The organism is Candidatus Epulonipiscium viviparus, assembly GCF_030708075.1.
Classification (GTDB): Bacteria; Bacillota; Clostridia; order Lachnospirales; family Cellulosilyticaceae; genus Epulonipiscioides; species Epulonipiscioides viviparus.
Genome location: NZ_CP117982.1, coordinates 400,420 through 412,456, shown reverse-complemented (window position 1 = coordinate 412,456; position 12,037 = coordinate 400,420). Strand labels below are relative to the sequence as shown.

General features: G+C 38.7%; 9 protein-coding genes and 1 tRNA gene. 8 read left to right on the top strand and 2 right to left on the bottom strand.

Features of this window, described 5'->3' with window-relative positions:
* Nucleotides 1-50: 50 nt before the first annotated feature.
* Nucleotides 51-2,132 carry a helix-turn-helix domain-containing protein gene (locus tag PCY70_RS01425; RefSeq protein WP_305768160.1) on the bottom strand — a complete coding sequence of 694 codons (2,082 nt, stop codon included), beginning with the start codon at nt 2,130-2,132 and terminating at the stop codon, nt 51-53.
* Between the two features lie 238 nt (nt 2,133-2,370).
* On the opposite strand from PCY70_RS01425, the gene PCY70_RS01420 reads away from it, so the two are divergent.
* The 8 genes from PCY70_RS01420 (at nt 2,371) to PCY70_RS01385 (ending at nt 8,935) form a co-directional block, all read left to right on the top strand.
* Nucleotides 2,371-2,456 (top strand) — tRNA-Ser (locus PCY70_RS01420).
* Between the two features lie 62 nt (nt 2,457-2,518).
* Complete coding sequence (locus PCY70_RS01415; protein WP_305768159.1) at nt 2,519-3,496, top strand: nucleoid-associated protein; 978 nt, start codon at nt 2,519-2,521, stop codon at nt 3,494-3,496.
* A 178-nt stretch (nt 3,497-3,674) separates the two neighbouring features.
* Nucleotides 3,675-4,028: a hypothetical protein gene (locus PCY70_RS01410; protein ID WP_305768158.1), complete on the top strand. Its 354-nt coding sequence runs from the start codon at nt 3,675-3,677 to the stop codon at nt 4,026-4,028.
* Between the two features lie 244 nt (nt 4,029-4,272).
* Entirely contained in the window at nt 4,273-5,427 is a 1,155-nt protein-coding gene (locus tag PCY70_RS01405) for an ABC transporter substrate-binding protein (protein ID WP_305768157.1), read from the top strand.
* Nucleotides 5,428-5,536: 109 nt separating this feature from the next.
* Nucleotides 5,537-6,439 (top strand): branched-chain amino acid ABC transporter permease, encoded by a 903-nt coding sequence (locus tag PCY70_RS01400; RefSeq protein WP_305768156.1) that lies wholly within the window; start codon nt 5,537-5,539, stop codon nt 6,437-6,439.
* 12 nt (nt 6,440-6,451) lie between these two features.
* Complete coding sequence (locus tag PCY70_RS01395; RefSeq protein WP_305768155.1) at nt 6,452-7,465, top strand: branched-chain amino acid ABC transporter permease; 1,014 nt, start codon at nt 6,452-6,454, stop codon at nt 7,463-7,465.
* Complete coding sequence (locus PCY70_RS01390; protein ID WP_010169148.1) at nt 7,466-8,218, top strand: ABC transporter ATP-binding protein; 753 nt, start codon at nt 7,466-7,468, stop codon at nt 8,216-8,218.
* Between the two features lie 12 nt (nt 8,219-8,230).
* Nucleotides 8,231-8,935 (top strand): ABC transporter ATP-binding protein, encoded by a 705-nt coding sequence (locus PCY70_RS01385; protein WP_305768154.1) that lies wholly within the window; start codon nt 8,231-8,233, stop codon nt 8,933-8,935.
* A 51-nt stretch (nt 8,936-8,986) separates the two neighbouring features.
* Here PCY70_RS01385 and PCY70_RS01380 read toward each other — a convergent pair whose 3' ends face one another.
* Nucleotides 8,987-12,025, bottom strand: a complete 3,039-nt coding sequence (locus PCY70_RS01380; protein WP_305768153.1) for a DUF499 domain-containing protein — start codon at nt 12,023-12,025, stop codon at nt 8,987-8,989.
* Nucleotides 12,026-12,037 lie beyond the last annotated feature (12 nt).

Here is a 12,037-nt window from a genome sequence, read left to right as displayed (position 1 = left end):
AAAAAAAGATACACTATTTAACCAAATTTTAAATAATGTATCCCGATTTTTTATTTTTCTTTTCTAATTTGACTTGGAGTTTTTCCAGTATCAGCTTTAAGTTTTCGTCTCAAACTCGAGACATTGTCATACCCTACTTTTGCACTAATTTCTTCTATAGTCATCGATGTTTCCCTAAGGAGCTCCACCATCTTTTCCTTACGAACTTGCCATACATATTCGGACAGATTTATCCCGGCACTTTTTTTATAGACATAGCTTAGGTATGCACTTGTCACTGCTAGCTCTGCCGCAAAAGCGGAGATCGAAAAATTACTATCATGATAATTTGCCTTCACATAATTATTGATACTCTCCACACTTATGATAATCGCAGTATTTTCGTTCTCTAGTTTGCCTACTATATCATATAGGAGCGTTTTTATCTGTTCCTTGGTCAGCTCATACTCTCCGTGGCGCACCAATTCTAGTAAAATCACATAGTTATCCTTATACTGCTCATAACTTACGCCTTCCTTATATATGCTCTTAAAGATTATCGTCGTTACTTCTGTTAGCATACATTTGCTATAAAACTCTGGCAACTCTTTCTGATCCAGCATCTGCAGTAGCGAACCTAAGGTTGTCCTTATTTCTGCAAAATTTTTTGTCTCAAATAATATCTCCAATTTTGACAAGATTTCATATCCCAGCGGATTCATCTTCTTCTTTTTCTTCTCATCAAACTGCATCACCTGGTTTCTAGAAAACAAATCCGGAGTTATCATCTTAACGCTTGCAAAGAGGCTGGTCATGTCGTTATGCTCACTTGAACCGCAACTAATTGCAATCTTACATTCAAAAAGTTGACAGACTTCTTCTAGTAAATTTAGCATCACCGCATTTTTCTCTTGTATATCAGTAGTAAAATCTATCAGAAACATCTGGTTGTGCATCGTGTTATCTATTCTAAAGCAGATATTGTCCGCCCCCAAGCTTTCTGTCAAATAATTCAAAATCTGATTTGACGTCGTGATCTTAAAAACGTTTGCAATAAAGAATGTATGCGCTATAGACTTATCAAACAACCGCTCGATTTGCTCTTCATTGTTATAATATAGCTCTTCTTTTTGCACAATGTTGCCCAAAATGTAATGTTGCATAGCCGTCTTATACGCTTCAATTTTATATTTAAGCCGTACCTTATCTGTCTGCTCCGACTCTATAACCTCATCAATAATGTCCAAATAATTTTTATGTTTCAAATCTTGATTCGAAATTTTTCTCGTTAATTTATATAGCGGCAAGTATGTTGCTCTAAATATATAGCCAAGAAAGAGCAGAGTTATTCCTCCAAAACATAGCAAGGTGAGATTAATCTGCCTAAATATATCTTTTTGCGTTTCCAACAGTCTGCTATTAGTAGTGGCAGCAAAAACGTCATAGAGCCCATTTCCGCCAAAGTACAAATACTCTCCTTCCGATTCTTCTGCGCCCACACTAAATAAGACTTCGTCAGTTACGGCATTGACGAGCCCTATTCGATCAAATTCATTCTCTAACGCAAAGTAGCGTTGTAGCTCCTCTGGATCTATAGCAAAAATCACTTTATAATTATTCGATACCGTGCTTGGAGCCACAAATAGATGATTTTGTACACTAAATATATCCAAAACTTGATTTGGGCTCATCTGCTGTTTGCTTAAAACGATATCTTCTCCCTCGGGCACAGTAATAATATACTCACCATTTTCTATGCGCGCGGCATAAACATTAGATAGCGCCTGAGTATTTTGATTATCTATAAATATGATATCCTCTATCAAAAAATTTTCCTTTTGCTTTATTGAGAGCTCTTTTAACAAAGCGTATCGATTTGCATTGCTATTCTCAAGCCCTAGCAAAACGGCAGATACGCCCTCGACTATAGAATTATTAATTTGTTGCAACTGATTTAGCTGCGTCTCTATTACATTTTGCAGATTAATGACCTCGTGGTAATTATTATCGTGTACTTGTTTTAGTATGTCTTCTTTAATCAATCGATCATAGATAATTCGATTTCCAATAATAAAAATGAAGAATAAAATTGTATATAGCATAAGATATTGAAATAATGTAGATTTTAATACATCCTTCTTTCTAATTTCCACAACATCACCTCCCAAAATTTTTATATAACCACACATTAATTATACATTTATTGTATATTACAATCATTCAAATGTCTAGTTTTAACCAAATGTTTTTTTATAATTATATCGCAGTAATTCCTAAAATTCGTCTTTTATTTGCATGTTTCTATAAAAAATCAAAAAAATTTTTTTAAAAGGGTTGACAACAAAAAAAACTTTTGCTATAATCACGTCATAAAGAACAAAGCACCTACGTGGAGAGGTGTCCGAGTGGTTTAAGGAGCTAGTCTTGAAAACTAGTGATTCCGAAAGGGACCGTGGGTTCGAATCCCACCTTCTCCGCTAAAAAAAAGTCCTGCTATTTTATGGTAGGACTTTTTTTGCATTTTAAGAAAGGACAAACAATGAGTATAGAATATAAACAAGCAATAATGCATGTGTTAGATCAAAAATCAGGTGAGCCCATAATTTCAAAAGGCACATTAGATATTTATGACGAAAACGAAGCATTTCTTACAAAACATATGATGAATCTATTTGAAAATATCTGCGTCGCACCCGCTCAGTTTAACGATGATGCTCTTCTTTTAGATTTTATAGTCGACTTTCACGATGGAGCATTTCTCGAATTTTCACAGCAAGTGGCCAAAAAGTTCTATCATAATATGATCCATTTTGGTAGCGTCACAGAAGGTGACTTACTTTTTACTAACTTTGTCAAAGAAGAAGTGGAATATATTGGAATTTTCAAACTAAATTACAAAGAAGAGTTTACTCATCAAATCAATGTCAATGCTCAGGGTAACGGCACAACAGAAATAGTCAAATGTCGGAGCATTCTACCTAGCAAGCAAAGAGTTACCGAAGCTATCCTTATCGATCTATCGACCAGACAACTCCGCATTCTCGATAAATCCAAAGATCAATATCTTGCTGAACTTTTAGAAATTAACAAAGAAATGTCTCTCAAAGAAAAACTCGATGTTATTGATGAGGCAACCAGAGAGGTTATTCTCGAAAACTTTGATAACCCAACAGAACCTCTAAGCAACTTCAAATCTCAGGTCGCGAATAGCATATTTGAAACCAGTGAAATACCAATTCAGAAGATTATAGAGGATACATTTTTTGATTTAGAAGAAATCAAGGAAGCTTGCCAATCTCGATTAACCGAATATGGTTTACGTGATGATACAATAATCTTGGAAAATCAGCGCGAAGCTAAAAAATATGTCTCCCATCAAATCAAAACCAACACTGGAATTGAAATAAAATTACCTACCGAACTTGCTAAAGATAGCAGTGTAATTGAATTTATGACCAATGATGATGGAACAACCAATATCGTTTTAAAAAATATAGCAGAATTTTTTAGTAAATAAATGTATATAATATATGAAACGGTATATAATAAAGTTGTACCTGCGTGGTATTTTAAGGCTAACAATTTAGCGATTAGCCTTAATCTAGACCACTGATAATATTCTAACAAATGTTATCTCAAGGTGGTATAGCCCAGTATATCTGGGCTTTCATTTTTTTGCGAAAGGAGTAATCAATATGAGACCAATCAACCGCATCGTTTTAACCTCTACCGTATTCTTCTTTATAGCCTCATTAATTCTCAACATTGTTTGGAATTTGGTCACGGGTGTCCCGCATTACAGTGATATCATACATATTTATCCTATGGCTCTCTTCACTAGTATTGTTGATATATACGGCATTAGCATGTCCATCATGAGCCTTGTCGGCGGCATTCTTGCTGTACTTACAGACACACTCGTCGGCTTTCTCTTTGGACTTATTATAAATAAAATTCCAGCTGCAAAGCCAAAAGCTTTCATTATTATTGCAGTTTCTTTTGTTATATACTTTTTCTTAATCTGTTTTCAATTTCTACCAATTATTTAATTTTGAATCATTTAATTTTGTAATATAGAGATATTTTCAGCTACATTTACGCAAGTAGATGTAGCTATTTTTATATTGATTTTGTTTATTTTTTGTTAAAACATAAAATACTTTATATAAAATCTAGTGATTTTTCGTGAAAGTTATCTATGCCAATAGCGCATATGAGTATTGATTTTGCAAGAAATTGCTGCTATAATTGCAAATATATTATCTATTGTTAACTACTTTGAAAGGAGATAACATGAAAATTAACAAAATACTCAAAACAATAATACTTCTAGGATTGGGCAGTTCCATGCTTGTTGCTTGTGGCGGAGATGACTCTGATGCCAATACAATTAAAATCGGCGGAAGCTTCGACGTTACCGGAGCAACAGCTCAATATGGCATCCCCGCTAATAAAGGTGCCTTACTCGCAGTTAAAGAATACAACGAAGCTGGCGGAATTCTTGGCAAACAAATTGAATACATATTCGAAGATAACAAAGGTGTACAAACTGATGCGGCTAGTGCATATAAAAAATTGTCCGATAGCAAAGATGTAATTGGTTTTATCGGAGCTGATATTTCTGGAACTACAGAAACTATTGCTAACCTAGCAAAAGAAGATGGCATTCCAATGATCAGTCCTTCTGCAACTAAGAAAGAAATCACATCCATTGCTCCAAATATTTTTCGCGCTTGCTACATCGATCCAACACAAGGCGAAATTCTCGCAAACTTTGCCGATACCTCGCTTAATGCCAAAACTGCTGCCGTTATGATAAACAACGAAAGCGACTATTCCGTCGGCATCGCAGAAGCATTTATCGAACAAGTTGAAGCACTAGGTATTGATGTTGTAGCTCAAGTTAACTACACTGCGGCAGATGTAGATTTCAAGTCAATCCTCGCTCCTGTTGCTAATGCAAATCCAGATGTTATACTAATTCCAGACTATTACGAAGCTGTTGCCAAGATTGCACCACAAGCAAGAGAAATCGGCATCAGCGGCACATTCCTTGGCGGAGATGGTTGGGACGGCGTTACTGCTATGGTCGGCACTAACGCAGAACCTATCAATGGCAGCTACTTTATCAATCACTATACCACAGAAGACGACTCTCCAATTGTCCAAGATTTTATAGCCAACTATACAGAAGAATACGGCACAACTCCTAACGCTTTCGCTGCCCTCGGATATGATGCGGCTTGCATATTGCTAGAAGGTTTTGCTCGAGCTGAGACTACCGACAGTTCTGCAGTTGTAAATGCTATACAAAATATCGATATCGAAGCTGTCACCGGACACATTACTTTTGATGAGAATCGCAACCCTCAAAAATCTGTTACTGTTATCGAAATCGTAGACGGCCAAAATAAGCTTCTCGAAAAATTTAACCCTACAACAAACTAATCTCAACTGCAAACTTTCTTAATTAAATGAATTGCAGCACACTGATTTAATTTTTGGACATGGTATGCTGCCATGTCTTTTTTATATACGCAAAAAAGGATGTGAAATAATGGACTATGGAACTTTATTTATACAGCAGATTATCAATGGACTTCATGTAGGAAGCATTTATGCGTTAATTGCTCTAGGATATACAATGGTATACGGAATAGTTAAGCTGATAAACTTTGCCCATGGCGACATAATGATGGTTGGCGCGTACGTCGCTTTTGTAATGATGACAGCTTTTAATATGAATATTGTCGTTGCTCTAATTGTTGCAGTTATTTTTTGTTCATTACTCGGTATGACTATCGAAAAAGTGGCATACAAACCTCTTCGAAAAGCTCCTCGAATGTGGGCACTAATTACAGCTATCGGTGTAAGCTTCTTTCTCGAATCCACTGTCATGGTTCTATTTGGTGCCAATCCAAAACCATTCCCAGCTCCTCCATCCAAGCTGATCACAATTGGTAACCTACAGTTTAGCCAGTTGATGCTTATTTCACTAGCATTATCAGTTGTACTTATGATAGCTCTCGAAAGATTTATCAAAACCACTCGCCTCGGCAAGGCCATGCGTGCCTCTTCTGAAGATGCCGACGCCGCGGCTTTGATGGGCATTAGCGTCAACAAAACTATCTCTACAGCGTTTGTTATTGGCTCTGCACTTGCCGCAATTGGCGGAGTACTTTTTGCTATTGCGTATCCTCAAATCAAACCTCTAATGGGAATGATGCCAGGTCTTAAGGCCTTTATTGCAGCAGTTTTGGGAGGAATTGGAATTATTCCCGGCGCTATGCTCGGCGGATTTCTATTGGGCCTTATAGAAAGTTTAACCAAAGGATTTTTGTCTGCCTTTTGGCCGGGTGCCACGTTGTGGGCAGATGCTATTCTATTTAGTATACTCATTCTTGTTTTGCTTATAAAACCTTCTGGAATTTTGGGCAAAAATATTAAAGAGAAAGTGTAGGAGGTTGCCATCATGAAAAAGAAAATCGCAATTCCCAAATTTATAAACTCAGAATGGATTCAAAGCAAAAACAAGATCACTCAGCGTCTGATCTATGCAACGCTAGCAATTTTTGCTATATATTTTGTTTTGATAATAGGTATGGCAACAGGATTAATTGATAATTATATAAGTGGAATCATTGTTTCAATACTCATAAACGTAATCATGGGCGTCTCTTTAGCATTGGTAACGGGATATCTCGGCGAGCTTGTTTTAGGGCATGCGGGGTTTATGGCTGTCGGAGCCTATACTGCCGCCATAATAACCATGCAACTCAATCTTCCTGCAGTCATCGAATTTCCCATCGCTCTACTCGCTGGCGGTATCCTCGCTTCAGCAATCGGTATTATTATCGGCATCCCCGCACTTAGGCTTCGCGGAGATTATCTCGGCATCATCACTCTGGGATTCGGAGAAATTATCAGAATCATCTTAAACAATTTGGAAATCACCAACGGCGCACGTGGCCTTTCTGGTATTCCACATTATAGTAATTTTACTGTTACATTTTTCATTACTGCCATTGTTATTGTAATTCTCTACAAAATTATTACATCAAGAACAGGCCGTGCTATCGTCGCAATACGCGATAACGAAATAGCAACTGACTGTGTTGGAATTTCCACATTTTTCTATAAAACTCTTGCATTCTCCATTGCAGCGTTTTTTGCCGGCATTGCAGGTGGATTATATGCCCACTATCACACCGTTCTCAACCCAGTCAGTTTCGGCTTTATGCAATCTATCGAAGTACTAATTATCGTTGTTCTTGGAGGAATGGGAAATCTGTTTGGCACCATCATTGCCGCAATCATATTAGGTGTTCTCAACGAATTATTACGTTCCTTTACAGAATACCGAATGATCATCTACTCTTTGGTCCTTATTATTATGATGATTTGTAAAGCAAAGAATATCACTTTTACCAGTATAAAAAATAAGTTCATTAAACCGCGTACGGCAATTGGAGAGGAGGCGAATTAAATGTTAGAAGTATCAAAAATTAGTGTAAATTTTGGTGGAATTAAGCCTGTAGATGAATTTGACTTGACTCTAAACGAAGGCGAACTTGTAGGGTTAATCGGCCCCAACGGTGCTGGCAAAACTACTGTCTTTAATCTTTTAACTGGCGTATACACTCCCACAGAAGGCACAATTAAACTAGATGGCGAGCTACTTAACAAACTCAAACCATATCAAATTGTAAGAAAAGGCATCACTCGCACTTTTCAGAATATCAGATTGTTCAAAACTATGACCGTTATCGAAAATGTAAAGGTCGCATTCAACAATCGCTTAACCTATAACATCACAGACCGAATTTTTAACACCCTAAAATATCGAAGACAGGAAAAGTGGCTCCACAGAGAGGCTATGAATTTACTGAAAATATTTGACTTAGACGGTGATGCCAACGAAATGAGCAACAATTTGCCATATGGAAAGCAACGAAAGCTGGAGATTGCTAGAGCACTTGCTGGCAACCCAAAAATATTGCTTCTCGACGAGCCTGCTGCAGGAATGAATCCAATCGAAACCGATGAACTTATGGAAACCATTAAGCTAATTCGCGATAAGTTTAACATCACAATTTTATTAATAGAGCATGATATGCGGCTGGTTATGGCAATATGCGAGCGACTTGTTGTCATAGAATACGGCAAAATAATAGCAGAAGGAACTCCAAGTGAAGTTAGCCAAAACCCCCGTGTGATCGCTGCTTATCTTGGAGAATAGGAGGCCAACACTATGCTAAAAGTAGAGAATCTAAATGTGTACTATGACAATATTCATGCCCTCAGAGACGTTTCGTTTTCAGTAGGAAAAGGCGAGATCGTAACGCTAATTGGCGCAAATGGCTCTGGAAAAACCACCATTTTGCAAGCAGTCAGTGGAATGGTTACGCCTCGATCTGGTAAAATTTTATTTGCAGACAAAGATATAATGCACAAACCATCTAATACGCTACTGCCGCTGGGGTTGGCGCATGTTCCAGAAGGCAGGCGAGTCTTTGCCAAGATGACAGTTGAAGAAAATCTCGAGCTCGGCGCTTACATCGTTAAAGATAAGCTACAAATCGCAGATGACAAAGAGAAACTGTTTGACCAATTCCCTAGGCTTCGCGAACGACGAAAACAACTTGCCGGAACTATGAGCGGCGGTGAACAGCAGATGCTTGCTATGGCAAGAGCCCTCATGTCTCGGCCCTCCCTTATGATTATGGATGAGCCTTCTATGGGTCTTGCTCCCGTGCTCGTTCAGGAAATATTTAACATTATTCAAGTCATTAACCAAAACGGCACCACAATCTTGCTAGTCGAGCAAAATGCCAATAAGGCGCTTCAAATTGCACATAGAGCATATGTATTAGAAACCGGAAAAATTGTTTTATCTGGTACCGGAGCTGATCTACTAAAAGATGAAAACGTTAAGAAAGCATATCTTGGCGGTTAATATTAAAATAGCATAGGTTCGCTCGCCTATGCTACTTATCAACGTTATTTCTTATTGCTGTATAATTTCCCCATCTTTTCTCAGATCTTCTACCTCCAATTTATTTTTCTTTGCCCAGTCCAAAAACAACTTTCCAGTCTTAAATTCCAGCGCCTGATACGCAGATATTATCTCGACATCTCTCTCCTTAAATACGGTTTCTCTTATATCATTAATCAGCTGCAATATCTTTGCCGGCTCATCGGTTTCTTTCATCGATAAATTTACACTCATCGTTTTATCTGATATCGCTATAGTGGCTCCCCGTATTTTAGCAAATCGCTCTAGCTCTTCGAAGTCTTTATATGTCGTCGCAGTATTGCGCCATTGCTTTTGCCTCATATATATCAGTCGCTCTTTCTTATTTACTGCCCTCACTCCGTCAACCACTTCTATCACCTCAAATCTGCGCTCCTCCACTAGCGTCTTATCCAAAAATACTGCCACCAAAATTTCACGGCATCCTTTTGCGACTTCTATCGGTTCTGCATACAGCTCGCCATTCTCCTTCGGGTTACTTCCATCAATTGTATATTTTACTGCATATTCCGGATGCGCCACAATTCTAAATATCTGCGCTCCTTCATCTTCATATTGCTCTCCCGCTATTGGCACCTTGCCCACAAATTTTACCATTTCTCCTTCTACACGCTTTCCGGTTGGGTCTACGCATCTAAAATTTAATCTACATTCTGAAGTTTCCAACTCTTCTTCTAACAATTTTGTCTCAGCCAATGCGCCGCTCTTTGCATAATAGACTTCTCCTCCTATGCCCATAACTTTTAGCCTAAATTTATTACTTTTCTCATCGTAATTTACTTGCTCCACCTTTACTTCTGTTGGATCTACAAACGGCCCTTTTATAATGTAGCCATCTTTCTCGCGCCACGCATCTTTGGCAATACAGGCTTTTAGCAGCTTCTCTAGTTGCCCCGCCGGATACCATTGCCACGACGGCTCCGTTGCCGCACGCTCCTTCAGTTGTTTTAACGTCATCGTCTTTGCTATAAATATACGTTGCTCACATTTTTTACGCAATATTTCTAACCCCTGTTCTTCCACTTCCTCATACTTTCTTGCATCTAGCAAACATTTGGCGATTTGCTCCTCACCATTATACTTCATCTTTGTAAATTCTAGCCTAAAATCTTTCGAATCAATGCCATTTTTGGTTGGAAAATATAGCGTTACAAACAGCTCCCGAATCGTTGAAATCAAGTTTTGCATCTGCCTATCCTTCATAATTTCCGCTTCCTTAAGCTGCGTATTCCCTTCCTCCTTTAAATTTCCATAAATAGACTCTATTGCTAGAACCATCTTTGCATTCTCATGTAACTTTTCTAGCATGTTGCGTTGTCCCGACAAAAATAGCACTCGGTTTTTTCTCTGCACCTGTTCATAAAATTTTTCCAGCATCGGATGCAACCTCTTGTATGGCTCATATATCACCAATGCTACTTTATTTTCATCCAGTTTAATGTCTGATATCTCCGGAAATACATACACTCGGTCATAATATTTCCCCACCACAGGCTTAAATATCTCCCTAAGCATCTTGCGCAACTTCCCGCGCGCATCTTCATCAGAATATCCCTGCGCCAATTCGTTTAGCTGCGCCACCATATTTTTGGTGTTCTGAAAATACACTCTTCCTACATTATCAGTTTTTAGATACCAACATTTTTGATTTAGTTGCCCCAATGCATCTTTGATACGCTCGATATTTGCTTCTGGACTACTCAAATATCCCACGATCTCAGACTTTGATAAGCCCAGCAAGCCGTTGTGTGTTGCCGATAATGACGATACCAACAGCAACTTTGCAACCTCCTGCGCCGCATCACCTTCGCATTGGCTATCCACTATCTCTGCAATTGCCTTGCCATTCTGAGCTATGTCATGATTAATGGGCGCATCCAAAGATGGGTTGATTTCATAAATCTGGCTCAAAATTTTCTGCTCATTCAAATTAAAATCAAATACGTTAATCAAATATCTTTTCTCTGCCGCACCAGATTCATAAAACTGCCTCACCACCAAACGCATAAATCTGATGAGCCCCCTCGTTTGCTGAAAGTTTGGATTCTCCTTAAATCTTGCATACAGCGGCTTAATGGATGGGTGAAATGGATACGAGTCTTTTACTCCTGCAAATACAGCATCTGGATTATAGTTTGTTAACCCCAGCTTTACCGACTTCGCCACCGCTTTCTTATACGCTGTTGCAATATCCTTGATCTCCTCCTCTCCTGCAGTATTCTCAAACAGCTTCGTATGTAAAATTGAATAAATTTCATCGCTGTTTAAAGCAACGGGAGTCACTTCTTTTGCCACTCGATTTGTTTCCGCTTCCAGCTCCCTAAAGCTAGACCTTAGCAGCTGACTTCCCGATTCATATGCCGCACGCAAATCTGAAAATACTAGGCATACATTAGCCAGCTGCTCTTTACCCAATGCCGAAAACAAGTTAGCCAGTGCCGTTACCGTTACCTTTGCCAAATCTGAATTTCCTATTGCAATTGCCTTGGCATTCTCCAGATACGGCGGTAGTTCATCTAGCAAAATCAAAATTCTCTCACCTGCTAATAGCTTTATCCAATCGGATTCCCCCGGTGCTTGCAGTGGCGCATAATATTTACCAAACGTTTCCATTTTCCCTAACTGCTGTGCTAGGTGTCCCCACAACCCTCGCGGCGCATTCTCTCGACCAGAAAATGTCACAACCTTGATCTCTCCAACATCATCTACTGCAATAACGCCTCTTCTCAACTCTGCGTTCTCCGCTAGCAAAGCCAATGCTAACATCGAATGCGTCTTACCTCCACCCATTGCTTGTGTCAGCTTTATCACGCCCGTTTCCGACTCTCCTCTAAACCGACTAAATGCGGCCTCGAATAGTGCGCTCATTCCAGCGGTCTGAAAGTTCTCCTCAAAAAAGGCCGTCGCATCAATTTTTCCTTCTGCAAAATCCGTTAAGTTCAAAACATCTTCCCTAGTTGTATTCTTAAAAACCGAGCTCCTTGGCACCAATAAACTTTTAACCGATTTCATCATATCATCTCC

Bases quoted from the DNA above. Each gene is read 5' to 3' on its own strand.
- PCY70_RS01415 (WP_305768159.1), top strand. From the start codon at position 2,519: ATGAGTATAGAATATAAACAAGCAATAATGCATGTGTTAGATCAAAAA.
- PCY70_RS01410 (WP_305768158.1), top strand. From the start codon at position 3,675: ATGAGACCAATCAACCGCATCGTTTTAACCTCTACCGTATTCTTCTTT.
- PCY70_RS01405 (WP_305768157.1), top strand. From the start codon at position 4,273: ATGAAAATTAACAAAATACTCAAAACAATAATACTTCTAGGATTGGGC.
- PCY70_RS01400 (WP_305768156.1), top strand. From the start codon at position 5,537: ATGGACTATGGAACTTTATTTATACAGCAGATTATCAATGGACTTCAT.
- PCY70_RS01395 (WP_305768155.1), top strand. From the start codon at position 6,452: ATGAAAAAGAAAATCGCAATTCCCAAATTTATAAACTCAGAATGGATT.
- PCY70_RS01390 (WP_010169148.1), top strand. From the start codon at position 7,466: ATGTTAGAAGTATCAAAAATTAGTGTAAATTTTGGTGGAATTAAGCCT.
- PCY70_RS01385 (WP_305768154.1), top strand. From the start codon at position 8,231: ATGCTAAAAGTAGAGAATCTAAATGTGTACTATGACAATATTCATGCC.
- PCY70_RS01380 (WP_305768153.1), bottom strand. From the start codon at position 12,025: ATGAAATCGGTTAAAAGTTTATTGGTGCCAAGGAGCTCGGTTTTTAAG.